Genomic DNA, 25506 nt, shown 5'->3' on the forward strand with positions numbered 1-25506 from the left:
AAGAATACCTGTTGCAGATTGGGTAGCTCCTTGGATGTCACCACCTACTAAATGAGAAACTGTTTCTAAAGCACCATTTACAGTATCGCGAGAAGTTTCAAAAGTTAATGTACCGAGGTGAGCAATATCAGTAACAGGATGTTCAGTTTGAGGAAGTACGCCAACTACAGTGTCCGCAACAGTATTAATGCCTGTATTAATAATGGTGGTTTTTAGACTTTCGACACCTTGGAGCACGTCAATACCGCTTTGTACGACGTTAACAACTGGTGCCAGTGGAGAAGTTCCGCCTCCGACTACACCACCAGTTACACCGCCAATAATATCGGTCACGTTACCAACAGGATTGCTACCAGTAGCACCTCCCGTTACACCGCCGATAGCGCCAGTTACACCACCAATAACGTTAGTTAATCCACCAACAGGGCTACCGCCAGTCACGCCACCAGTTAAACCACCTACCACATTGGTTATGGTTCCTAATGGATTTGTTGAGCCTGCAGTACCAGTTACGGTACCCACTACATCAGAAACTAATCCTGTTGTAGCATGCGAGACTGTATTGGTTACAGTTGAAAGTACATTAGAGAGTAAGCCTGATGTTGAAACATTTCCATTAGCAATATTTATGTCAGAAACGTTTACATTAACAGGAGAACCTGTGTTTACAACAGGATTCACCGATACAACATTACCCAGGTCCTGAGTAACTTTTGTTATCGAAGATACGAGATTTTTCAGTAAGAACATGATGGTCTATTTCCTGTATATTTATGTATTTTTAAGTAAGTATTTATTTATTGCGTTAGGCAATTATTGAGATATGTTTCTCAATAATTAAAATTTAGTATTGGGTAGATCTCAAAAAGTGTCAATGCATATTTCTACTCAAATAATTTGATACTTATAATATTTTGACAATTAGTTATTCATTCTGATTTAGACATAAAAATAATAATTTTTTTTATAATATATAGTTTGAAGATGAATGTATGTTTCTCTCATTTTATTATTATTTTTTATAATTATTAATGCTAAATAATTTTATTTATAAAAATACTTTTGCATAAGTAGAAATATATTATTTATATAATCCTGACTAAAAAGCTAGGCTTTTATTTCTGTCAATTTGGCCAAAATGCCCAAATTGGATAGATGAAGACAGAAAACTTTAATTGCAAAAAAATATTTCAAATACATTTTATGGGCAAATAATCCTTTTTTGGACAGCTATGTTGCTGAGGTATTTTATTATGGCTAAGAACTAGACGCTTGATGACAAAAAGATGAAAAAGGTCTTTCTAAAATGAAAAAACTGCGTATAATGCCCTCCATCAAGTACGCGCTCATAGCTCAGCTGGATAGAGCACTTGGCTACGAACTAAGGGGTCGGGAGTTCGAATCTCTCTGAGCGCACCACTTGAAGAATTAACCGCTATATAGCGGTTTTTTTGTGCCATATTTTATATGGATTCTAATAAAAAAGCTGGTGCACATGGCGACCAGCTTTAAAAAGTTCTAAATTCAAAAAAACTATTATCCGAATGTTTTAAAACGACTTTCATCATCAATAAAGGTTTTTTCACCAGCTTTAGCTTCAATAGAACCAAAAACTAACTGAGCTCTTAGCTTCCATTCAGATGGAATATTAAATAAAACATTAATTTTTTCATCAATAATTGGGTTGTAGTGTTGCAATGAAGCGCCAATACCTTGTTCGGTTAAAATGTTCCAGACCGCAAATTGTGCGATTGCTGTTGAATGCTCTGACCAGATCGGGAAATTATCAGCATAAGCTGCAAACTGTTCTTGTAAACCTTTAACCACGTTCTGATCTTCATAAAACAAAACTGTGCCTGCACCAGCAGCAAAACTTTGAATTTTTTGTTCTGTTCCAGATACAGCTTCAGCTGGAACAATACTTTTTAAAACTTCAAGAACTGTATCCCAGAATTTATGATGTGATTGTCCAAATAAAATGACAGCGCGAGATGATTGAGAGTTAAAAGCAGAAGGGCTGTGTCTGATTGCTTCTTGAATTAACTTTTCAATTTCATCATTTGATTGGCTTAAGTTATTTCCAATTGCATAAATAGAGCGGCGATTTTTAATGAGTTCTATAAAAGAAGTTTCATTTGAAGATTCTAGCTCTTGAGCGGCTTTTAAAGCCACATCTTCTTGAGCTGTCGTTTTTTGATTTAAGCCAAATAGTTTTGCAAAGAAAGACATGACGTATTCCACTAAAGAGACAATAGAAGTATTTTATAAATTTAAAGATATGGAATAAGCCTTAAAAATATGAATCTACGTTCTATATATGAAACGAGTAAGCAGCTTGTATGAGTGAAGGCTTTATAGTTCGAGCAAAAATAAAAAATCACTTTTGATTCATTTTAAAGCGTAGATGAATATGCTCTAATAGTTTCGATTTATTCAATATTGATACATAGTGATGACCGAGCAAAAAAGCGCTTTATCTTTACGTTATTATTTAAATTTAGAAGAGTCTCAAGACGGGTTTGGCTTGGTGACATTCGGAAAGAAACAATTCACACGTTTTTTAACCCCTGTTATTAGTATTGCAATTGTTATTTGGGGTTTTTATTTAGGCTTATCAGGCGTTGGTCGCTACTATGTTGCTTTGGGTATTTTTTTCCTGATTATGCAAGGTTTAATGCGCTATTGGCTTTTACCTATGATGTTTAAACGTCAATTTGTTCGTTATCAATTTGGTAAGAGCGAGCAGGGGATCGATTTATACCAAGATTACTTTGAGCTTTATGCCGCTGGCCGTAAACAAGTTGTACAGTATGGTGATGTGCAGACTTTTGCCAAAGGTAAACTAACTTATATGCTTGAGTTAAAAAATAAAACGGTCATTATTGTACCGAAACGTGCCTTTGCTCAAGCTTCAGATCAAACTATATTTGAAAATACATTCAAGAAGTAAATTATTGGAATTATTAGCCGCAACAATAAAGGAAGCCTCATGAAAACACGTCCTTCAAAAATCGTTTGTGTGGGCAGAAGTTATGCTGATCATGTAAAAGAGCTGAACAATGCAATGCCGGGACGACCAGTATTGTTTATCAAGCCGCCAAGTAGTTTGATTGGTTTAGATGAAGGTATTTCGTGGAATCCTGCTTGGGGTAGCTGTCATTTCGAATGTGAGTTTGTTTTACGTATTGATCAGCCACTAAAAGGAGAAACCGATCCGCAAAAAGTACTACAAGCTATTGGTGCAGTGACTTTAGGGTTGGATTTGACATTACGTGACTTACAAAATGAATTAAAAGATAAAGGTCAACCTTGGGAAAGAGCAAAAGCATTTGATGGCTCATGCGTACTTGCGGACTGGGTAGATGTAAGTGAAATTACGAATTGGGAAGAAACTAAATTTACTTTTCATATTAATGATGAACTGCGTCAAGATGGTAATACCGCCTTACTCATGTTTAATATAGCTAATCTATTAACAGATATTAATCAGGTGTTCTCACTTGAACCGGGCGATGTCATTATGACTGGCACGCCAGCGGGTGTAGGACCATTACATGCTGGTGATCAGCTAAAAATGACTTTGAAAGGTGCGACTCAGGATTTTATTTGGGAAACCTTTGTGAAAGCATAATTTGATTTATCTCACTAAGTTTTGAACCCTATTATTGAACCAATAATAGGGTTTTTTATTATACCCAACATTAATTTATTGATAGAGCTTTCTGAACTGGTCTGGTGTAAAGCCCATCCAACGTTTAAACATATATATAAATGCTGATGCACTGGCGTAGCCTAAATCAAAAGCAATACTTTCTATGGTTTTACCTTGATTGAGCATAGTCATCGCTTTCATGACTTTTAGTCTTTGTCTCCACTCATGTAAAGACATTCCTAACTCTTTTTGACTGTAACGAGCTAACGTTCTTTCGGTCATATTGTTCCGTTCAGCAAGTTCTTGCAAAGTACTATTGTCTGCAGGACATTGATGTAAATCATTTAGTATTTTGGCTAAGGCTGGATGATTTGTTGTAGGTAAATAACTACCGACCAAATCAGCTTTTATGAGTTGATCTAATAAAACTTGGAGTAGCCGTATATATTCGACCCGGGTTTCTTCTTGGGGATTTTGCCTCAAGTGATCGAGTAAAGCAGGTACAAGCGGGGAGGTTAATAATATACCTGCCTTTTGCGGTAACTTTTGGCACAGGCTTTCATGAATATATAAAGTTGCATGAGTTACTTGGTTGCGGTTAATTCCGCTATGTTTGGTATAAGGCGGTAACCAAATCCCATAAGGAGGCGGAGTTAAATAATTAATTTGATCAATATTAACTTCGAGTACACCACTAAACGCATAAATAAACTCACCCCATGCATGCGCATGTTGAGGATAAATCGTTTCTGCGGGTGCATTGCGGACACGGAACCAAAGCAAATCAGGGATGGCATTATGAGCAGGAATTTCCTGAAAATCCTGCACACCTTGAGCTGATTTTTTCATCTTTGAAAATTGCCTGAAATTGCTTATGTGTTGTCTGTTTTTCACTATATCATGTAAATAAGACAGTTCTATAGTCAGATTTTTCGCTATAAAGAAAGGTGCTATATGGAAGAGCGCAAAAATCTGGATGCCAGAGCCTCGGCTTTAATGGTGCTTTTATGTATGGTCTTAGGGCTGCAACAGGTGGTTCTGAAAATAGCAGCACCAGATATTTCACCGATTATGCAAATTGCTTTACGCTCTGGTTTATCTGCAGTTCTAGTTCTACCTTTATTGTGGCATGATCATTCGATTCATCTGTTTTCTTATCAGCAATGTAAAGCTGGTGCTCTTGTCGCTTTATTTTTTTCATTAGAGTTTTATTTCGTTACCGAAGCTTTAAAGTTTACTTCGACTTCTCACACTGTAGTTTTACTCTATACCGCTCCAATTTTTGTCGCCTTAGGATTACATTGGAAATTTCCTACTGAACGCTTGAACCGAGCGCAATGGGGAGGTATTGCTTTAGCTTTTATGGGAATTATTATTACATTTTACCCTACAACCACAGCTATAAATGCACCAGCTATAGCGCAAGTTTTATTAGGTGATTTATATGCACTTATGGCTGGACTTGCATGGGCACTGAGTACCATTATCGTTCGTTTATCTTCTTTAGCCCAAGCACCAGCAACTCAAACTTTATTTTATCAATTAACGGGTTGTTTTATTTTATTAATCTCAATCGCTTTTTTGACAGGTCAAACAACTATTCATTTAACAGCTTTAACAATTCTAAGCTTAAGCTTTCAAACATTAATTGTATCTTTTGCAAGTTTACTATTATGGTTTTGGCTACTCAGAAATTATTTAGCTTCACGATTAGGAGTTTTCTCTTTTCTGACGCCACTATTTGGTGTGCTGTTTAGTGTTTTGTTGTTAAATGAAAAATTAGAAATTAAATTTATTTTTGGAAGTATTTTAGTGCTATCTGGAATAGTTGTGATGAGTCTAAAGCAGGGCCAACCAAACAAAGGTTAAGCCCTGTTGTGAGTTAAATATTATTTCTCTTCAAAAATTGTTGAAAGTGGAATTGAGAGTTTCGCAGCTAAATAGTCATTTGATTCTACTAAAGCAGGGCCAATTCTTTCCATCCATTCATCATCATCATGTACATTTAATACATCCGGACGTAAAGGAAGTGGATAAGGCAATGCGGTAAAGAAGCTCCAAAAATCGACTTGAGATAAATTACGCACTAAAACATATTCATCTTTATCTGTACGTTTCACTAAATTTTGCTCTTCAAGCAAAACAACATAAGCGGGCCAACGGCCAATCTCACCACGGCCTAAAATTGCCAATGCTTCTTTATCACTTACACTTTCACCAAGTTTTTGCTTTTTATAAAATAATTCTAAAATATCAAGTAGCATGAGTACGGGATGTCTTTTTTGTTCTTTACCCGAATGAAAAGCAGTAAGCGCAAAACTCACCTCGACACCGAGCAACACAATATTCCAAGATAAGAAGACCCATAATAGGAAAATAGGTACTGCTGCAAATGCGCCATATATGATTTCATAACTGGTAAAGTTTGACATCACAAAGCTAAATAAATTTTTGAGTATTTCAAACAGTACAGCACTTAAACAGGCGGCAATTGCTGCTGAAAATAGAGGGACTGTGCGGTTGGGAATAGTCCAATATAAAATGAAAAAACCTAGAACAGTAAGAACAAAAGAAATAAGCCAGAGCAAGAATGCACCATCAAGTTGATAGCCCGTGAAGTTATTACTCAATAAGTTCATAGATGCAACAGTTGATGAAATAACAAATGCACTGCCTAAAATAATCGGACCAAGTGAGATAATGGTCCAATAACGCATAAAGCCAACAATGCCGCTACGGGTTTCTTTTACTCGCCATATACGATTAAAAACAGTTTCAATTGTAGTCAGCATTAAAACTGTGGTGACAAATAGAAATAACACGCCAATCACAGTTAAATTGCTAGATTTTTCAGTAAAAGCATTAAGTGCTTTATCAAATGCAATTGTGCTTTTAGGTAAAAAATTACTATAAATTAAGTGCTGTAACTGTTGTCTGGCTGGTTCTAACGCTTTAATTGAAGAAATAATAACCAAAAATACCGTTAGCATCGGCACAACGGCAAAAAGAGTTGTGTAGGTGAGAGAGCCTGCCTGTTCCCGGCAACGATCAGCTTCGAAACGCTTAATTACGAATAAAATAAATTGAAACCAGGTCTTGTTATAAAAAGGAAGTCTCTTCAAAAAACGTTCTAACATGCGTCATCTATCCCGATTTTTTTAATCATGATGTGGGTGATTGATATTCACCGGTGTATTCGGTTGAGAACACTATGGTTGGTGTGAGGAAAACTTTAACCTAAAGAATAAAAAAGTATTCTGAAAGTTCCCTATGTATCATGGTAACAAAAGGTAGTAAAAAGCTTTTACAAATATTTGTTACGGTTGCCTTTAAAAATCAATCACCTTTAAAATTTCATAAAATTGGCTAAGCCAAAAAAATAAAAAATACCGTATAGTGTTCTTTTTAACAAAATTCATGAAACCGATGCAACCTTACATTCTTGTGCTTTATTACAGTAAATATGGTTCTACTAAAGAAATGGCGCATCTTATTGCGAATGGTGTTGAATCTGTAGGTATCAGCGTAAAAATACGAACAGTACCCAATATTGCAACAGTTGTAACTGAGGCTGAACCGAGCATTCCCGAAGAAGGCGATATTTATTGTACTTTAGAGGATTTAGCCAATTGTGCAGGCTTAGCTCTAGGGTCTCCAACCCGCTTTGGTAATATGGCGAGCGAAATGAAGTATTTTTGGGATCAGACCACAAGTCTTTGGTTGAATGGTGCTTTGCATGATAAACCGGCATGTGTTTTTACTTCTTCTGGTTCAATGCATGGTGGACAAGAAAGTACTTTGTTGACGATGTTACCTCCATTATTTCATCACGGCATGATGATTTTAGGTTTGCCAAATTCTATTCCTGCGTTGTCGAATACGAAAACTGGCGGAACTCCTTATGGTGCAAGCCATGTGAGTGGTCCTAGACATGACCAAAGTTTAAGCCAAGATGAAAAGCTTTTATGTGAAGCACAAGGTAGACGTTTAGGTGAAATGGTAAAAAAGCTTTGCCTATAGTTTTATAAAAATAAAAAAAGAGCGAAAGTCCGCTCTTTTTTTATTGAAACAATTTTATTCTTTAACAAAAGTTACTGTGCCATCAGTAAGTGATTTAACACGTGCTAATGATTCAACGCGGTAACCTTTCTCAAGCAATAAATCACGGCCAGGTTGGAATGATTTCTCAATCACAATACCAACACCTACAACCTCTGCGTTTGCTTGGTGAATTAAGTCAATCAAACCGAGTGCAGCTTGACCATTTGCCAAAAAGTCATCAATTACTAAAGCTTTATCGCTTGAGTTGATGTGTTTATTTGAAATAGCAATAGTACTTTCTGTTTGTTTAGTAAAACTAAACACTTTGGCGCGATATAAATCGTCTTTCAAAGTCAGCGATTGATATTTACGAGCAAAAATCACAGGTACACCAAGTTCTAAACCTGCCATGATTGCTGGCGCAATACCTGAAGCTTCAATGGTAATAATCTTGGTAATCCCTGCATCTTTGAAGCGAGCGGCAAATTCTTTACCAATCTGCTGCATGAGGACAGGGTCAATTTGGTGATTTAAGAAAGCGTCGACTTTCAACACTTGATCAGATAGAACGATACCTTCTGTTAAGATTTTCTGTTCTAGTGCGTGCACGGGAGAATCCTCTAGACGGATGCTTTTAAAGCAAATGCGTATTTTAAAAAGCATCCGAAAAAATGCAAGCTTTAATTCGTTTTACCGCTATAACTTGTTAATAACAAACCATAAGATGTTTTGCCATCAATATGACTTACCTTAACTGGTAAGTAGTCTAATTTAGGCGCTAGCCAGAAAATCGTACTACGATCTGGTCGGCCATGTTCTAAGACAACTTTTACAGTATCAAAAGTGCCATAAGAAGTTTTAATTTTTTCGCTGCCTTGTTTTACAAAACGGCGGTTTTCAACTTCTTTTGCATCGGCAAGAGGGTACGAAGACTTAAGTGAACCATTTTTTAAATCTTCACGCACTTGCAATTCAGCATTTAGCTCGTCAAGTACGCCCGGCTGCCAAGCAAATGTTCGTGCTTTATCATCTTTCTTGGTGCTAATTGTCTTATTGCCAGGGTTAAAATTAATATTCATAGTATTGTTATGAATTAAAATTTTACTGGTACGGCTAAAGCTTTGTGATCCGATTTTGCCATTTGCAAAACTAAATTTACTTGTTTCGCTCGCAGAAGCAATTCCGCCTGCTTTTGCAGTGAATAGATAAGTCCAGTTATTGCCTTGTTGACTAAGTGCGCGTGTTGCTGAACCCATGCCTTTATTATTATAGGTAAACTGATAATTTGCCTGAAATGGGCTCATGGCAAGTGCATGGCTAGAGAAACTTGCAATAAGCAAAGTTGTCGAAATACCAGTTGCGATGCTGAATGATTTCAGAAATTTTGTTGCCATAAGTAAATATCCTTGTACAGACTGAAAGGTCAGTGCTGATGCATCTATGACTTTTGCATATTATGCCTGTTGATCATGGAGAAAAAATCAGGATTTATGCTAAATATGTAATCTCTTTGTGTTTTTTAACAATGAGTTTCTTTAGCTCATACAGTTGTTATGCATCTTTTTGCTGTATTGGCGTAATTTCAGTGTCTTCAAGATCACCTTCAAAATCATCTTCTTGGTCTCGGAAAAGTAACGCGGCAAGATTGACGTTACCAAAGACGACTAATTCTGCTTCACGTACTCGAGCATAGTTGATATGCACCTTTCCTAAAGTTTCAATAATGCTGGCTTTTTTACCGAACCAACGATTTAGGTCTAGAAAGATAAGGTCGTCTTTTTCTTGGGCTACGTTAAAACGTTCTAAAATCATGCCCAATGGATCTTTTTTTAGAATTTTGTGATAGTAAAAAATAGCAGCTTTTACAGCAATTTTTTGCCAGAAATTTTTATATTTAGCTTCTACAATTTGTGTATTGCTAATTTGTTCAAATACAATAAGTTGCTGTTCTTTGTTGAATTCCATCTGTATCAATTTTAAGTCGACAGATAAAGTTGTCTCTAAACCTTTAACATGCATTGTGGCATAGAGCCTTAACCAGTCATGATAAAGGTCTGCATGTAGATCATCTAAAAACTCGACATTATTAGTCACGTAACGTTCTAAGGTCGCATTTAGAAAAGTTTGCGACAATGTAAAATCTCTTTCTTCCTCAATGAAGGCTTCAGCTTTTCGGTAGACTTTATGAAGACGTTTGACTAATGAGGAAAATAGCGTTTGCATAAAAGAACTTCCAGAAGATGAATTATTAAAGAAACAACACACTCTTTATTATGTTAAAAACAGGTTTTGATATTGCAGTGTAACAAATTTAATTGATACATTTTCACAAAATGAAAATGGATAAAAACCCATCTTTGAAGTGAATCACACTTTTATCCATATTTGAATATCAGTTTGTATTTTGTTCGGTTATTAATACTCTGGGGAAAAGGCATTTATATGCTTTTAAGATTATGTTGAAAAAAAGAAGTCTTTCTATAGAGCCTTTTCATTATTGGTGGCAAGACCGAGTCTTTATTGTCGCGATAATACTCGCAATCTTATTGCATACTTTTATACTGCTCATCCATTTTGCGATGCCTGCACCATCAGAACAATCGACTAAAGAAATTGCGATATCGGTTCGTCCTACAGAAGAGATCGTTAAGCATGCAGACTTTTTAGCTCAAGCAGACCAGCAGGGTTCGGGAACTTTTCGAGCGGCTCATCGAATGTCCAGTAATTCTCCGACGCCTATGCCGACTGATGCTTCAACTGGCGAAGCTCAGTTAGACACTTTGGAAAAAGTGCAGCAACAAAGAGAACTTAAATTTGAAGAAAAAGTATTAATGACTGTGTTGAGTTGGCAGAAACAAGCAGAGGAGAGTCAAAGGAAAAAAGCACTTGAACAGTTACAGAGCCAATTTCAAGCAAAAGCCGCAATGGTCGCGAGCCTTGAAGCTCAATATTTGCAACGTCAGCAAGATTTCAGCCGCCAACAAAAAATAAAAACAGTAGATGGTATTCAAGCCAAGAAAGATGCCTCAGCAGCTTATCTAGATAAATTCCGTGAAAAAGTAGAGCTTTACGGTAACCGCTATTATCCAGAAGAAGCCAAGCAGCAACAGCTAAAAGGTGAAGTCCGCCTTATGGTAATTTTAAATGCTCAAGGGGGAATTCGTGCAATTCGTTTACTTGAAAGTTCAGGACATCCAGTTTTAGATGAGGCAGCAAAGGCATCAGTACGTCGTGGAGCACCGTTTGGTCGTTTTGATACAAATATGAAGGATATTTCCGAGCTACGTATTGTACGTACTTGGCGTTTTGATCCAGCTGAAGCCGAGTTTGAAGTTCATTAATGAAAAAATGTGGATAACTTTTAGGATATCCACATTTTAAAATGAATTAAGAAGCTATTTGCTTTCTTAATAGTTTGAGAGAAATTGGTTATTCCTGATAAGGATTAGCAATATTGAGTTTAGCTAAAATTTCGATCTCTAAACCTTCCATTTCTTCTGCATCTTCATCACTTATTTCATGGTCATAGCCGAGTAAGTGCAGAACACCATGTACTAAAAGATGTGCAAAATGATTTTGGGCAGTTTTCTTTTGTTCCAGAGCTTCTTGTAGTACCACTGGAATACAAATCACCAAATCACCTAGTGGTAATGCATCAAGCATTGGTAGGACTTCTTCGGGAATGTCGCTTGGAAACGAGAGAACATTGGTGGGTTTATCTTTCTCACGATATTGCAAGTTAAGTTGATGGCTTTCTTCCAGATCAACACAGGCAACACCAATTTCACAGTCTTCTTTGTAGCCAACGTGGCGTAAAGTTGTCTCAATAATTTTTTTGAGTTGAGCTCGTTTGAGCTCTAACTCAGGGGATTGAAAGTCTTGTTGTAAACTTAAACTGATTTTCAAAGTGAATCCTTAGGCATCCTGATGTTGCAGGTCTGCTGCTGTATCGTTTTCAGCGACTAATGCTTCTTGGCGTGCTTTACGTTCAGCGCGTGCTTCAGCATTAAGACGCTGTTGTTCACCATCCCAACCTTCATACGCTTCAACAATTTTTTGAACAAGTTGATGACGTACAACGTCGCGAGAATGGAAACGGGTAATATGAATTTCTTTAATATTCTCAAGTACACGAAGGGCGTGTGCCAAACCGGATTGTTGGCCTCGAGGTAAATCTACTTGAGTAATGTCACCTGTAATCACTGCACGAGAGCCAAAACCTAAACGGGTCAAGAACATTTTCATTTGTTCAGGCGTAGTGTTTTGCGCTTCATCCAAAATTACAAATGAATGGTTAAGTGTACGGCCACGCATATAAGCAAGAGGCGCCACTTCAATCACTTGACGCTCGATTAACTTGGCAACTTTTTCAAAGCCAAGCATTTCGTAAAGGGCATCGTAAAGAGGACGTAGGTATGGATCAATTTTCTGGGTGAGATCACCAGGTAAGAAACCGAGCTTTTCTCCTGCTTCTACCGCAGGGCGAACAAGTAAAATCCGCTGGATTTCATTACGCTCTAACATGTCGACTGCGGCGGCAACTGCTAAATAAGTCTTACCTGTACCAGCAGGGCCTACACCAAAAGAAATATCGCTTTGTAAAATACGTTGTACATAGCGTTTTTGATTGGCACCACGTGGATTAATGCGACCTTTTCGAGTCTGGAAATAGACATCCATTGGCGCATCATGCTCTTCCATCTCTTCACCAACTAACTCGAAATTACGTTCAGTTTGTGAAGATTGAATCAAGAGATGTAATAGATCAGCACTGATTTGCTGAGACTCTTCAGTTTCTTCGTAGAGTCGTTGCAATAATGCTTCGGCTCTCCCAACAGCATCTATCTCACCATCTATGTGAAAAACATCTCCACGATGAGTAATTTTGACATCTAAACGCTGTTCGATTTGCTTAAGGTGCCCATTATAGGCACCCAAGATGCTCTTTAAACGTTCCATTGAAATTTCAGGAAATGTTACGGTACGTCGAATCGCTGCAGTCAAGAGAAAACCTTTCAGTAGACTTTAGAATACCTCTACATTACGCCACGTCAGGCTCAAGATTCAAGAGTTCACCGTAAACTAAATTTAAAGTTTTAATTTCAGTAATCTCGATCTCGGCAAAACGGCCAACCCAAGAAGCATCACCTACAAAAGTTACTAAGCGAGTATTGTCTGCTGTACCTACTAAAATATTAGGGTCTTGATCAGACACTTTCTCGATAAGTACACGTTCAATTTTGCCAAGCATTGCATCAGTTTTTTCAATACTAGATTGCTTAATGACTTGTTGAACTTGTGCTAAACGTTCTTTTTTAACATGTTCAGGAGTTGTATCTGGTAAGTCAGATGCTGGTGTGCCAGGGCGTTTTGAGTAAACAAAGCTATAAGAGTGATCGAAGTCTAAATCTTTGATAAATTGCAATGTTTCTGCAAAGTTTTCGTCAGTTTCTCCTGGGAAACCAATAATAAAATCGCTCGATAAATGCATATCCGGGCGTATTTTACGTAACTTGGCAATCTTGTCGATGTATACATCAATAGTGTGATTTCGCTTCATTGCTTTAAGTACATCATTTGATCCACTTTGTACTGGCAGATGTAAGTGTGAAACCATTTGAGGTAAATCTTCATAACACTGAATAAGTTCATCGGAGAACTCAAGCGGGTGTGAAGTTGTATAACGTAAACGGCCAATTCCAGGAATTTCTGCAACGAGTCGTAACAATTCAGGGAAGGTACAAATACCACCTTCGAATGTTTCACCACGATATCCGTTTACATTTTGACCAAGTAAGCTAATTTCACGAACGCCTTTTTCAGCAAGACCCGCGATTTCTGCAAGCACATCATCAAGTGGACGAGAAACCTCTTCGCCACGAGTATATGGAACCACACAGAAAGAACAGTATTTAGAGCAACCTTCCATAATAGAAACGAATGCTTTGAAACCTTCTACGCGCGGTTCAGGTAAGAAGTCGAACTTTTCAATATCCGGGAATGAAATATCAACGAGCTTAATTTTTTCTTTTTTCGGCTTTTCCACTTGTGCGTGATGTTGGTCAAGCATTTGTGGTAAACGGTGTAAGGTTTGTGGGCCAAAAATCATGTCGACATATGGCGCACGTTTTTGAATGTTGTCACCTTCTTGAGATGCAACACAACCACCTACACCAATCACAAGATCAGGATTTTGTTCTTTTAACTTGCGCCAACGACCTAATTCACTAAATACTTTCTCTTGTGCCTTTTCACGGATAGAGCACGTATTCATGAGCAGAATGTCTGCTTCATTAGGGTTAGTTGTTAAAACGTAACCGTGAGAATCCCCTAAAAGGTCTGCCATACGGTGACTGTCATACTCATTCATCTGACACCCTTGAGTTTCAATATATAATTTCTTTATTGAAACATCAGTGGTGTGCGTTGGCTGGGTAACAGTGTTTTCTGAGGCAGCTTTGGCACCATTGGGAATGAAGGTTTGAACCGTCATGTAGGCTCCTAACAGATCGATCTAGATAAATAATAAAATGACCCAAAACGGGTCAAACCGATCATTATAGCAGTATTTGAGCCAGACAGATAACAATAAACTGCCATAAGCTGCACATGATTTATGAAGACAAATGACATAAATTTTAATGATGTCGAATCAGATAGTTACATAACACAACAAAAGAATGTACGAAGAATAATTAAACTATGCCTAAAGGTGGATAGTCAGGGTTTAGCACATTTATGAGACCAGGTAAAAAGAGCTCATCAAACAAGAGTCGTGTGATGAAAAATAAATATGCACATCGTAGCTGGTTAGGAGCTGTGTGTTTACTTGGTTGTTCATTGTCTTATGCCGCAGAAGAACAATTTAACGATGCATTAAATGCCGCCAATAGTGGTAATACTGCTTTATTAGATCAATATCAGGCTGCAATGCAAAATGATGTGTTGGGCTATTATCCTGAATACTGGAAGTTAAACAGTAATTTAGGATTTCAATCTCCAACTTCAATTGTAAGTTTTGCCCAGCGCTATCCACAATCTGCTATGGCAGAGAAGCTTGCAGCGGATTATGTTGAAGAAAAAGTTAAACAAGCTGATTTTGTATCTGCACAGCCATTGTTACCTTATGTCTCTAACCCTGACCCAGCCGAAAATTGTGCTTTGGCACAGGTACGAGCTAAAAGTGGTGATGCATTGGTATTTGCAGAATATAAAGATGTTTGGTTAGCCACTGAATCACAACCAGACTCTTGTGTTGGGCTAGGTCGTATGATGCTTACCAGTCCATTAATGAGTAACCAAGATAAGCAACAGCGTCTGTGGGTACAGCTACGTTCAGGCTTATCAGGACAAGCTCTTGCAACTGCTCAAAGTCTTGGAATGAATCTTTCTTTGGCTCAGCTCAACCAGATTCAGGCGAATCCTCTTAATTATTTATGGACCGCTCCAAAGACCAACGATGTAGATTATGCCTATTTGATTTTCGCATTAGGTCGTTTAGCGAATAATGATTTAGGTAATGCTTTTGCAAATGTACAGCGTGTAGCGCAAGGTACTCCAGAGAGCGTGCAAAAGTATCTTTATCGAACCGTGGCTTATATCGGTGGCACGACGGTGATGAAAAATAATTTTAACCGTGAAGTACTTCAATATTTTGATGCCAGCTATGGTTATCCGCTAAGTCCTGAAGAAGCTGAAATTTATGCACGACAAGCTATTCGCTTTAGCGCATGGGAAAGCTTAATTCGTGCGATTGATAGCATGTCAGTTTCCCAGAAACAAGAAGATCGCTGGCAATATTGGTTAGCCCGTGCGACAGAACAACGTGGCGATAGTAACTCTAAAAACACGGCACAGCGTATTTATAAAAAATTAGCTGAAAGTGGGGATGATTATCACAATCTTCTTGCAAAAGACCGGTTAGGTGTACGTTATAACCATCAGCCATATAACGACGAGCCGACTGCAAGCGATTTACGCCGTCTAGATCAAAATATTCACTTTAATCGTGCATTTACTTTAAGACGTATTAACGCAAATCCAACGTATACCAACCGTGAATGGAACTGGGCAGTCCGTCAAGCATATCTTCAGCATGACGATGGATTATTATTGGCTGCGGCAAAACGTGCTCACGATATGGGATGGTATGATCGTGCAATTTACGCAGCAGATCGTACAACGAATAAACATAATGATACGTATCGTTATGTGACTCCGCATAAGACTAATGTCGTAAGTCATAGTTACAATGCTGGAATTGATCCTGCGTGGGCTTATGGTTTAATGCGTCAAGAAAGTCGGTTTGTTACCTCGGCACGTTCTCATGTAGGAGCTGGTGGCCTTATGCAAATTATGCCTGATACAGCAAAGTTGATTGCTCGTCAGATGGGAGAGACATATAATCCGGCGGCGTTAAGTGAAATGAATACCAATATTCGTTATGGAACATTTTATTTATCAATGATTCAAGGGCAGTTAAGCAATAACCCTGTTTTAGCGACAGCAGGCTATAATGCTGGCCCAAATCGTGCAAGACGTTGGCAACCCGATTACCAACCGATTGAAGCTGATCAATATACAGAAACCATTCCATTGCTTGAGACTAGAGATTATGTCAAGCATGTCATGACAAATGCGACCCATTATGGAGTGGTGTTGGGGCAAGGCGCTCAGTCGCTAATACAGCGTATGAAAGTCATTCCAATGCGATCATCACCTTAATTTTAGATGATGAATGATGGAACATTCTTTTAATTGGCATAACCAAGTTTTAATTAAATGAAATATAGATATCTAGGACTTCATCCAATATCGCAACTTGCATGGTGGCTCATCTGTGCAAGCATTGGATTGATGAGTTCTGTTTTACATGCGGAACCTGTAAACGTGCAAGGTTATGTCATGCATGTTCAGATGACGCCTGCTGTCTGTTCGTTAGATCCTTCTAAACAGAAGCAGCGTAAATGTCTTGAAGGGTACTCACTCACAATTACGGGTTTAATGCCTGAAACAACTAGAACGGACTGTTCAACTGAAAGTTCTGCCACTCTTTCGCCCTTGCAAGCTAAAGTCGTTGCTCGAGTGATGCCAGACAACAACGCTCGTGTGCAACTTTGGAAGAGTGTTGGTGGCTGTGTACCTATGAACGCCAGTCAGTATTTCCGTACAATTATTAACTTCGCTGAACGATTAAAAATACCTGCCAATTTAACCAGTTCTAGTAATGTAGAAATGCAACAATCTACATTACGTCAACAATTTACAAAGCTTAACCCGAGTTTGCCACAAAATGGCATTCGTTTTTCGTGCCAACTTTCACGTTCCGATGTTGTACTTACTGAAGTTAAAGTTTGCTACACAGTAAATGGCCAATATAAGCAATGTTCAAATCATGTAGTCTCTAATTGCCCAAGCGAAATTACAATTAAAGGTAGCTATTAAGAGTAGCTACCATTTCACAGAAAAATGCTCACCATACATTGAATCTATTTGTAAAGGTTAATTTGTATTTTCTATCAGACTTTTGGTGAAAATGAGTCGCTTTTACATGCATCTGCAACTTCTTTAGAGTACAATCTTTGCCGTTTATGATGATTTGGTTAAGTAGAATCGCTATTTAGCCCGATTAAGGACACTCATTGGAGACAATTACATGAAGCAACCCGTTCGTGTTGCCGTGACTGGCGCTGCAGGTCAAATTGGTTACAGCTTATTATTCCGTATCGCAAGCGGTGAAATGTTAGGTAAAGATCAACCTGTTATTTTACAATTGCTTGAAGTTCCAGTTGAAAAAGCACAACAAGCGCTTAAAGGCGTAATGATGGAACTTGATGACTGTGCTTTCCCTTTATTGGCTGGCATGATCGGGACTGATGATCCTAAAGTTGCATTTAAAGATGCTGACTATGCATTATTAGTTGGTTCTCGCCCACGTGGTCCTGGTATGGAACGTGCTGACTTGTTAAAAGTTAACGGTGAAATCTTCATTGGCCAAGGTCAAGCATTAAACGAAGTTGCTAGCCGTGACGTTAAAGTATTAGTTGTAGGTAACCCTGCAAATACAAACGCTTACATCGCAATGAAATCTGCTCCAGATCTTCCAGCGAAAAACTTCACAGCAATGTTACGTCTTGACCACAACCGTGCATTGACTCAAGTTGCTCAAAAAGCTGGTGTTGCAGTTGCTGACATCGAAAAATTAACAGTTTGGGGTAACCACTCTCCAACAATGTATGCTGACTACCGTTTTGCTACTGCAAATGGTGAAAGCTTAAAAGACAAGATCAACGATCCAGCTTGGAACAAAGACGTATTCCTTCCAACTGTTGGTAAGCGTGGTGCTGCGATTATCGAAGCGCGTGGTTTGTCTTCTGCTGCTTCTGCTGCTAATGCTGCAATCGACCATATGCGCGATTGGGCACTTGGTACAAACGGCAAGTGGGTAACTATGGGTATTCCATCTGATGGTTCTTATGGTATTCCTGAAGGCGTTATGTTCGGTTTCCCTGTAACAACAGAAAACGGTGAATACAAAATCGTTCAAGGTTTAGAAATCGATGAATTCAGCCGTGAGCGTATCAACTTCACTCTAAACGAGCTTGAAGAAGAACGTGCAGCAATTGCTGACATGCTAAAATAATTCATTAGTTAAATGAATTGGAAAAGCACTCTCTTGTAGGGTGCTTTTTTATATTTGAAATTTAATAAGAACACACAAAAAACAACAAGAAAATATAGACCTAGATATACAACTAACATCTATTGTTGCTAGATTATTGAAAAGAAGCCATGGGAGAATAACAATGTTTGAACAGCAACCGACATTACAACTTTTATTCGAGCAATTGGGTTTAGATGCTGATGACGCGAGTATTGAAAATTTTATAAAAACGCATCAGTTACCCGCTGAGCAGAAGTTACATGAAGCATCTTTTTGGTCCCAAGGTCAAAGTGATTTCCTAAAAAGCCATTGGGAAAAAGATGATGAGTGGATTGTCGTCATTGATGAACTTAATGAGCAGCTACACGAAGATAGTGTAAAAAAATAACCAAATAAAAAGGCCTGTTTATAAATAACAGGCCTTTTAAAATTCACACTTTAGTGGGTTTTGAATTTTAATAATTCTTTATACCATGGCTCATGGCGTATTGGATGAAATACCGGGTGTTCATGAACCAACTCAAGATCACATTGAGCAGTTGATAGATATTTTGTAAGCCAATGTCGGGTAAGAGCTGGTTTTTCCTGCGCTGCCGAAGCATAAGCCAAGAAAAAGTATATATCACTATGGTGATGGTGAGCTAAGGGCTTTAAAATTTGCTGTGCAATGAGCGCAAAGCGTTTTTCTTTATTTAGCTCAAAATAAATCATATACGCTTTAGCTAAATGAAGAGATAAATTCAAATACAAACGCATCGGCATTTCATCGTATTCCATACGAGCTTGCTCAAGCAAAACAATAGCTTCTTGCAAAAAATGAATTTGCTCTTGACGAACACGGCTTAATACAACGAGCTGCATACGTAAATCTGCACGTTCCAAAGCAAGTTCGGGCGTATTCTCAGTTAAATAGAGTTGGTCTGTTTCACCAATTCTGCTCACAATCATTTTTGTTTCAATAGACATACGCCTTCGCCCTTTTTAATCAATAGCTCTTATATCGGGTTTATTTAAGAAATTTAAAGAGCACTTATCTAACCCCAAATCGAGTTTCCACTACGAAGCCAAGCTGTAATTGATAAACGCTGCTGTTTAGAAACTAAAACTTCATGAAGCAAATTACTTTGGAAAATAACTAGGCGATTAGGTTCTGGCGTAATAATGTGCCAAATATCATTTTTGTCCTGCAAGCGTAATTGTCCTCCCCAATCATCCTGCCATTCAGGATGTAAATAATAAACAGTAGAAATAATACGATCATTTTTTTGTTGAGGATTATCTCGATGTAATGCATAAAATTCACCTGCGTTATAACAGGCAAAATGCGCTTCAACCTCCTTAATTCCTAAAAAGAAAGCTTGATTTAGATGTTGGCAAAATGAAGTTAGGGTTTCGACATGTTGTTCGGCAATAGGAAGTGACTCATTAATCCATAAAATATGATCGCTTCGAATAGTACTTACTACACCATTTTGAATCCCTGCTTCACGGAACTCATCAAAGTGATGACTACACTCTGTGGCAACTTGAGCAAGATACTCAGTAGAATAGGCATGGTTTACAATTGCAAAACCATGTGCATTTAAGTCATCTAAAATCTGGTTCAGATTCCAACTGTCAGGAAGTGGTCGAGAGCGCATATAACCTCATATCGATCGTAAGAAAATCAAGCAGCCTTATTTTAGATGATCACAACCTTACGAAAGAATATTTTTTTCATGTTAAACTATTCGTTGAATTGAGGAATTAAAGTCAACATGAATTACCGTCACCATTTCCATGCGGGCAACTTTGCAGATGTTATGAAGCATGTGCTTTTGCTACAGCTTCTCAACCGTTTAAATGCTAAAGATAAACCTTATCGTTATATCGATACGCATGGAGGGGCAGGAAAATATGATCTATCTCAAGCACCTGCACAAAAGTCAGGAGAATTCCTAACGGGTATTCATCGTCTTGTACAGCTTTCTGAAATGGAAAAGCGACAAGCTCCTGAAGCAATCCAGCAATACTTAAAACTTGTAGAAGAATTACGTACCGAAGAGGGTAAAGGTAGCTATCCGGGTTCTCCTTGGTTTGCTTTGCAAGGTATGCGTGAAATCGACAAAGCGACTATATTTGAAATGCAGCGCGATGTTTTTCAGCAATTACGTCATAACATTCGCGATAAACGTGCAGGTTTACATGAGCGTGATGCATATGAAGGTCTGCTCGGTGTAATTCCACCGAAAGAAAAGCGCGGTCTGGTTATGATTGACCCGCCTTACGAATTAGAACGTAAAGACTTTCCACAATTGGTTGAGCTCTTGCAAAGCGCTTATAAGAAATGGCCAACAGGTGTCTTTGCAGTTTGGTATCCAATCAAAGACCGCGCAATGATTGAACGTTTTGAAAAGAAAATGTTTAAAACTGGAATTCGCCGTCAATTAATTTGTGAAATTTGTGTATGGCCAGATGACACACCTGTAGGACTGAATGGTTGTGGTTTATTGGTAATTAACCCACCTTGGCAGTTTTCTGAGCAAGCAGACCAAGCCCTACAATGGTTATTTCCTCACTTACGTATGCAAGAAACAGGTGGTCACGCTGCTGTTCGCTGGTTAGTGGGTGAGTAATAATTAATCTAAATCAATGCACATGTTTGGAATAGAAAATAATGACAAATGCGCCTAAACCAGAGCAAGATTTAACTCATAATGAACATTCTTTTGATGGGATTACGTTCGAAGTGGTTGAAGAAGAAGATAATCCGGAAGGACAAAAAGTGAAGCGCCGAGGTATTTATCTTTGGCCTAACTTAATCACGACAGCCGCTTTGTTGTCTGGTTTCTATTCCATTATTGCAAGTATGAATGGCGAATTTACACAAGCGATCTATGCCATTTTTCTTGCTGCTTTGTTCGATGGATTAGATGGACGTGTTGCCCGAGCTATTGGTGCTCAAAGTGCTTTTGGTGAGCAATATGATTCTTTATCTGATTTGTTAGCATTTGGTGTGGCGCCAGCAATGCTGATGTATAGTTGGAGTCTCCATGATTTAGGTCGCATCGGCTTAGCATGCTGTTTTGTTTATACGGCTTGTGCAGCATTCCGTTTGGCGCGTTTTAATGTTCAAATTGGAGTAGTTGATAAACGCTATTTTATTGGTATTGCAAGTCCATTAGCTGCAATTATCATTATTTCGCTTGTATGGGTGGCTCGTGATTATCCGTTTATTTTCGATTTACGTGATATTGCGATTCAGGTCATTAATGCGGTAATCATGGTTGTTGTTGGTTTACTTATGATTTCCAATATTAAATATTATTCATTTAAGCAAATGGACCGCAAACGTGTTCCTTTTGTAGTTATGTTGCCGGTAGTACTGATTTTTGCAGCAATCACTTATAATATCCCAATGGGTATTCTGATTGTTTCAATCATCTATGCTCTATCAGGTTTTGTTACCACACTTTTAGCTAAAAAAAATAACGAGACTATCAAAACATAAATTAGATGAGGTTCAGTATGCCTAAGTTGATGAGTCCAATAAATCAATTACAGCAACTGAGCCTCAACTCAAATGAGGGTGTTGTTTATCAACCCGCTAGAGGCTTCTTTAAAGTTGTCTATCAAGGCTTAATCCTTCCAAATTTACCGGCCCCACTTCGTTATTTTAATTATATTAGTCTAATCGGGCAGCCTAGAATTCCACTTTGCTATAACGCAAACAGTATTGTGACTTCAGCAATTGATACAGCAACAGTACTGGTTAGTAACAGCCTACACAGTGTAAGTCACTTAAAAACCTATTCTATCCGAAGACAATGTCAACTTACTCCTAATAGTTACCAATTTGATAAAACAGATCTTATTGAATGGCAAATTCCAAGAGTTCAGCTTAGACGAACAGATTCTGAAATGAGTTGTGACTTAGTTGTCCAAACACCTTCTGATATTTCCAATTCTTCAGCACTACAGTGGGGAATATCTGACTACTGGTCTGTTTTATGTCATTGTGAAGGAGAGATTTTATATAAAGGGCAGAAATATGAAGTCAATGGATTAGGACGTTTTAAACATGCTCGGGCCTTGCATTTACCTTTCTTATCTTTATGTTTTTATACCTGCCAGATTATTAATTTAAATGAAACAACACAAATCACACTTTCTCAAATAAGAAATCAATGGAATATTATTCTGTTTTCACGTTTAGATATTCAAGAGCTAGGAAAGCCTGCTGTCACATTTACGGAAGATGTTAATTTCCATATCCATCGGGTTTATCCAAAGGTTGAAACACCACATGGACGTGAAATGTATTTACCTCGAGAGTTTTCTTGGCAGTGTAAAAAAAATGGAAAAGTAATTTTCGAACTCTATGCAGAAAGTCGTGGTGATTACAAATTTGGATTCGCTGCTGGATATATTGGAAGTTTCCGTTATCAGCTAAGTTGGAATGATCAATGCCTTCAAGGAGAAGGTGGATATTGTGAATATATCGATTGCCGTCCATTAAGATGGCAAGAGAAGAATCAAGATGAGAAAATCTTAGATAAATTGATGCTTTTACAACCGTGTTTATATAAAAAATGAATATTTTTATCATTTTTGATCAAAAAGCGAACTGTCGTTGCGCTAATATTAAAAAAGGTATTGCAAAGGGATTTGGATGGTCTATAATGCACATCCATCGGCGGTGATGCAGATAGAAACTTGTTGAAAAACAGTTACTTGAGATTAGATTGGTTACTTTAAGTGATGAATTTGATGTTAAGTTGGTTTGAGAAGTAAGTTTTAAAAATATCGAAATTACCTGTTGACTTTTAAGAGATTAAGAGTAATATAGCCGACCTAGCTTGCTGGTGACGAACCAGGAAGAAGATCATTAAGAGAATTGAAGAACAACTTGTGTGGATTTTTACTGATTGATTAATCGAAATAATTTTCATTGATTGATTGGTTTAAATTACTCGAAGTTTATTTGAGCGAAATTTAAGTCAGTAATTGATGAGCCAGAATTGGCACCTTGTCTATAAATAAGGTGCAAAATGATTTTAACTGAAGAGTTTGATCATGGCTCAGATTGAACGCTGGCGGCAGGCTTAACACATGCAAGTCGAGCGGGGGAAGGTAGCTTGCTACTGGACCTAGCGGCGGACGGGTGAGTAATGCTTAGGAATCTGCCTATTAGTGGGGGACAACATCTCGAAAGGGATGCTAATACCGCATACGTCCTACGGGAGAAAGCAGGGGATCTTCGGACCTTGCGCTAATAGATGAGCCTAAGTCGGATTAGCTAGTTGGTGGGGTAAAGGCCTACCAAGGCGACGATCTGTAGCGGGTCTGAGAGGATGATCCGCCACACTGGGACTGAGACACGGCCCAGACTCCTACGGGAGGCAGCAGTGGGGAATATTGGACAATGGGCGCAAGCCTGATCCAGCCATGCCGCGTGTGTGAAGAAGGCCTTATGGTTGTAAAGCACTTTAAGCGAGGAGGAGGCTACTTTAGATAATACCTAGAGATAGTGGACGTTACTCGCAGAATAAGCACCGGCTAACTCTGTGCCAGCAGCCGCGGTAATACAGAGGGTGCAAGCGTTAATCGGATTTACTGGGCGTAAAGCGCGCGTAGGCGGCTAATTAAGTCAAATGTGAAATCCCCGAGCTTAACTTGGGAATTGCATTCGATACTGGTTAGCTAGAGTGTGGGAGAGGATGGTAGAATTCCAGGTGTAGCGGTGAAATGCGTAGAGATCTGGAGGAATACCGATGGCGAAGGCAGCCATCTGGCCTAACACTGACGCTGAGGTGCGAAAGCATGGGGAGCAAACAGGATTAGATACCCTGGTAGTCCATGCCGTAAACGATGTCTACTAGCCGTTGGGGCCTTTGAGGCTTTAGTGGCGCAGCTAACGCGATAAGTAGACCGCCTGGGGAGTACGGTCGCAAGACTAAAACTCAAATGAATTGACGGGGGCCCGCACAAGCGGTGGAGCATGTGGTTTAATTCGATGCAACGCGAAGAACCTTACCTGGCCTTGACATAGTAAGAACTTTCCAGAGATGGATTGGTGCCTTCGGGAACTTACATACAGGTGCTGCATGGCTGTCGTCAGCTCGTGTCGTGAGATGTTGGGTTAAGTCCCGCAACGAGCGCAACCCTTTTCCTTATTTGCCAGCGAGTAATGTCGGGAACTTTAAGGATACTGCCAGTGACAAACTGGAGGAAGGCGGGGACGACGTCAAGTCATCATGGCCCTTACGGCCAGGGCTACACACGTGCTACAATGGTCGGTACAAAGGGTTGCTACACAGCGATGTGATGCTAATCTCAAAAAGCCGATCGTAGTCCGGATTGGAGTCTGCAACTCGACTCCATGAAGTCGGAATCGCTAGTAATCGCGGATCAGAATGCCGCGGTGAATACGTTCCCGGGCCTTGTACACACCGCCCGTCACACCATGGGAGTTTGTTGCACCAGAAGTAGCTAGCCTAACTGCAAAGAGGGCGGTTACCACGGTGTGGCCGATGACTGGGGTGAAGTCGTAACAAGGTAGCCGTAGGGGAACCTGCGGCTGGATCACCTCCTTAACGAAAGATTGACGATTGGTAAGAATCCACAACAAGTTGTTCTTCATAGATGTATCTGAGGGTCTGTAGCTCAGTTGGTTAGAGCACACGCTTGATAAGCGTGGGGTCACAAGTTCAAGTCTTGTCAGACCCACCATGACTTTGACTGGTTAAAGTTATAGATAAAAGATACATGACTGATGATGTAAGCTGGGGACTTAGCTTAGTTGGTAGAGCGCCTGCTTTGCACGCAGGAGGTCAGGAGTTCGACTCTCCTAGTCTCCACCAGAACTTAAGATAAGTTCGGATTACAGAAATTAGTAAATAGAGATTTCGGTCTTGATTTATTAACTTCTGTGATTTAAGTATCACAGTATTAAGCATGACCTGATGAAGGCATGTTTATTCATTAACAGATTGGCAAAATTGAGTCTGAAATAAATTGTTCACTCAATAACAAAGAGAGATGAAGTAATTCTGATCTTGGAGTTAATTGAGAACTAGCAAATTAACTGAATCAAGCGTTTTGGTATATGAATTTAGATTGAAGCTGTACAGTGTTTAAATACACAGTGCTCTAAACTGAAATGTTGAAG

Annotated in this window: 22 protein-coding genes, 3 tRNA genes, 1 rRNA gene and 2 pseudogenes; 16 read left to right on the forward strand and 12 right to left on the reverse strand. The window is 38.8% G+C overall.

Annotated features, from left to right (window positions below):
• Nucleotides 1–750 (reverse strand): annotated as a pseudogene (locus F984_RS22910) (hypothetical protein); the annotation flags it as partial.
• Nucleotides 751–1342: 592 nt separating this feature from the next.
• Between F984_RS22910 and F984_RS20580 the strand changes: the two are divergent.
• A tRNA-Arg gene (locus F984_RS20580) sits at nt 1343–1419 on the forward strand.
• 117 nt (nt 1420–1536) lie between these two features.
• Here the strand turns inward: F984_RS20580 and F984_RS20585 are convergent.
• Complete coding sequence (locus F984_RS20585; protein WP_004711840.1) at nt 1537–2229, reverse strand: nitroreductase family protein; 693 nt, start codon at nt 2227–2229, stop codon at nt 1537–1539.
• 223 nt (nt 2230–2452) lie between these two features.
• Here F984_RS20585 and F984_RS20590 point away from each other — a divergent pair, with 223 nt between their 5' ends.
• Entirely contained in the window at nt 2453–2950 is a 498-nt protein-coding gene (locus F984_RS20590; RefSeq protein ID WP_004711841.1) for a YcxB family protein, read from the forward strand.
• Nucleotides 2951–2989: 39 nt separating this feature from the next.
• Entirely contained in the window at nt 2990–3631 is a 642-nt protein-coding gene (locus tag F984_RS20595; protein WP_004711844.1) for a fumarylacetoacetate hydrolase family protein, read from the forward strand.
• Between the two features lie 75 nt (nt 3632–3706).
• On the opposite strand, the gene F984_RS20600 is transcribed toward F984_RS20595, so the two are convergent.
• Nucleotides 3707–4501, reverse strand: a complete 795-nt coding sequence (locus F984_RS20600) for an AraC family transcriptional regulator (protein ID WP_004711846.1) — start codon at nt 4499–4501, stop codon at nt 3707–3709.
• 105 nt (nt 4502–4606) lie between these two features.
• Here F984_RS20600 and F984_RS20605 point away from each other — a divergent pair, with 105 nt between their 5' ends.
• A complete protein-coding gene (locus F984_RS20605; protein WP_004711848.1) occupies nt 4607–5521 on the forward strand; it encodes a DMT family transporter in 915 nt (304 codons plus the stop codon).
• Nucleotides 5522–5541: 20 nt separating this feature from the next.
• On the opposite strand, the gene F984_RS20610 is transcribed toward F984_RS20605, so the two are convergent.
• Nucleotides 5542–6789 carry a YihY family inner membrane protein gene (locus F984_RS20610; RefSeq protein WP_002050751.1) on the reverse strand — a complete coding sequence of 416 codons (1248 nt, stop codon included), beginning with the start codon at nt 6787–6789 and terminating at the stop codon, nt 5542–5544.
• Nucleotides 6790–7069: 280 nt separating this feature from the next.
• Here F984_RS20610 and wrbA point away from each other — a divergent pair, with 280 nt between their 5' ends.
• Nucleotides 7070–7672, forward strand: a complete 603-nt coding sequence (wrbA, locus tag F984_RS20615; RefSeq protein ID WP_004711852.1) for an NAD(P)H:quinone oxidoreductase — start codon at nt 7070–7072, stop codon at nt 7670–7672.
• A gap of 54 nt (nt 7673–7726) precedes the next feature.
• Here wrbA and F984_RS20620 read toward each other — a convergent pair whose 3' ends face one another.
• The 3 genes from F984_RS20620 to F984_RS20630 form a co-directional block, all read right to left on the reverse strand.
• The gene (locus F984_RS20620) at nt 7727–8302 is read right to left on the reverse strand and encodes a xanthine phosphoribosyltransferase (RefSeq protein ID WP_002050789.1); all 576 of its coding nucleotides are present in this window, start codon (nt 8300–8302) and stop codon (nt 7727–7729) included.
• Nucleotides 8303–8373: 71 nt separating this feature from the next.
• On the reverse strand, nt 8374–9087 hold the full coding sequence (locus F984_RS20625; RefSeq protein ID WP_002050776.1) for a DUF3108 domain-containing protein: 714 nt from the start codon (nt 9085–9087) through the stop codon (nt 8374–8376).
• A 157-nt stretch (nt 9088–9244) separates the two neighbouring features.
• On the reverse strand, nt 9245–9916 hold the full coding sequence (locus F984_RS20630) for a hypothetical protein (protein ID WP_002050771.1): 672 nt from the start codon (nt 9914–9916) through the stop codon (nt 9245–9247).
• Nucleotides 9917–10149: 233 nt separating this feature from the next.
• Between F984_RS20630 and F984_RS20635 the strand changes: the two genes are divergently transcribed.
• A complete protein-coding gene (locus tag F984_RS20635; protein ID WP_004711855.1) occupies nt 10150–11034 on the forward strand; it encodes an energy transducer TonB in 885 nt (294 codons plus the stop codon).
• A gap of 88 nt (nt 11035–11122) precedes the next feature.
• Here F984_RS20635 and ybeY read toward each other — a convergent pair whose 3' ends face one another.
• The 3 genes from ybeY to miaB are packed head-to-tail and all read right to left on the reverse strand — an operon-like array spanning nt 11123 to nt 14186.
• Nucleotides 11123–11599: an rRNA maturation RNase YbeY gene (gene ybeY, locus F984_RS20640; protein WP_004711856.1), complete on the reverse strand. Its 477-nt coding sequence runs from the start codon at nt 11597–11599 to the stop codon at nt 11123–11125.
• 9 nt (nt 11600–11608) lie between these two features.
• Nucleotides 11609–12697: a PhoH family protein gene (locus tag F984_RS20645; RefSeq protein ID WP_002050786.1), complete on the reverse strand. Its 1089-nt coding sequence runs from the start codon at nt 12695–12697 to the stop codon at nt 11609–11611.
• A 37-nt stretch (nt 12698–12734) separates the two neighbouring features.
• Nucleotides 12735–14186, reverse strand: a complete 1452-nt coding sequence (miaB, locus tag F984_RS20650; RefSeq protein WP_002050781.1) for a tRNA (N6-isopentenyl adenosine(37)-C2)-methylthiotransferase MiaB — start codon at nt 14184–14186, stop codon at nt 12735–12737.
• Nucleotides 14187–14473: 287 nt separating this feature from the next.
• Between miaB and F984_RS20655 the strand changes: the two genes are divergently transcribed.
• The 4 genes from F984_RS20655 to F984_RS20670 all read left to right on the forward strand — a co-directional run bounded on the left by F984_RS20655 (nt 14474) and on the right by F984_RS20670 (nt 18744).
• Nucleotides 14474–16417, forward strand: a complete 1944-nt coding sequence (locus F984_RS20655) for a lytic transglycosylase domain-containing protein (protein ID WP_002050761.1) — start codon at nt 14474–14476, stop codon at nt 16415–16417.
• Between the two features lie 57 nt (nt 16418–16474).
• Nucleotides 16475–17137, forward strand: coding sequence for a ribonuclease T2 family protein (locus F984_RS20660; RefSeq protein ID WP_004711857.1), 663 nt, complete (start codon nt 16475–16477; stop codon nt 17135–17137).
• A gap of 211 nt (nt 17138–17348) precedes the next feature.
• Nucleotides 17349–18335, forward strand: a complete 987-nt coding sequence (locus tag F984_RS20665; RefSeq protein WP_002050778.1) for a malate dehydrogenase — start codon at nt 17349–17351, stop codon at nt 18333–18335.
• 163 nt (nt 18336–18498) lie between these two features.
• A complete protein-coding gene (locus tag F984_RS20670) occupies nt 18499–18744 on the forward strand; it encodes a DUF2789 family protein (RefSeq protein WP_004711858.1) in 246 nt (81 codons plus the stop codon).
• A 50-nt stretch (nt 18745–18794) separates the two neighbouring features.
• Here the strand turns inward: F984_RS20670 and F984_RS20675 are convergent, their stop codons facing one another.
• Both F984_RS20675 and F984_RS20680 read right to left on the reverse strand, forming a co-directional pair.
• Complete coding sequence (locus F984_RS20675; protein ID WP_002050748.1) at nt 18795–19322, reverse strand: hypothetical protein; 528 nt, start codon at nt 19320–19322, stop codon at nt 18795–18797.
• A 68-nt stretch (nt 19323–19390) separates the two neighbouring features.
• Complete coding sequence (locus F984_RS20680) at nt 19391–19996, reverse strand: 2OG-Fe(II) oxygenase (protein WP_002050740.1); 606 nt, start codon at nt 19994–19996, stop codon at nt 19391–19393.
• 117 nt (nt 19997–20113) lie between these two features.
• On the opposite strand from F984_RS20680, the gene F984_RS20685 reads away from it, so the two are divergent.
• From F984_RS20685 to F984_RS20710, 6 genes and pseudogenes are all read left to right on the forward strand, one after another.
• Nucleotides 20114–20971: a 23S rRNA (adenine(2030)-N(6))-methyltransferase RlmJ gene (locus tag F984_RS20685; RefSeq protein ID WP_004711861.1), complete on the forward strand. Its 858-nt coding sequence runs from the start codon at nt 20114–20116 to the stop codon at nt 20969–20971.
• Nucleotides 20972–21012: 41 nt separating this feature from the next.
• Nucleotides 21013–21846, forward strand: coding sequence for a CDP-diacylglycerol--serine O-phosphatidyltransferase (gene pssA / locus F984_RS20690; RefSeq protein WP_002050746.1), 834 nt, complete (start codon nt 21013–21015; stop codon nt 21844–21846).
• Nucleotides 21847–21863: 17 nt separating this feature from the next.
• A pseudogene (locus tag F984_RS20695) lies at nt 21864–22950 on the forward strand (DUF6670 family protein).
• Between the two features lie 443 nt (nt 22951–23393).
• Nucleotides 23394–24931, forward strand: a 16S ribosomal RNA gene (locus F984_RS20700).
• Between the two features lie 59 nt (nt 24932–24990).
• A tRNA-Ile gene (locus F984_RS20705) sits at nt 24991–25067 on the forward strand.
• 55 nt (nt 25068–25122) lie between these two features.
• Nucleotides 25123–25198, forward strand: a tRNA-Ala gene (locus F984_RS20710).
• Nucleotides 25199–25506: the final 308 nt, after the last annotated feature.

Origin of the sequence: Acinetobacter nosocomialis NIPH 2119, assembly GCF_000368085.1 — a bacterium.
Taxonomy (GTDB): Bacteria; Pseudomonadota; Gammaproteobacteria; order Pseudomonadales; family Moraxellaceae; genus Acinetobacter; species Acinetobacter nosocomialis.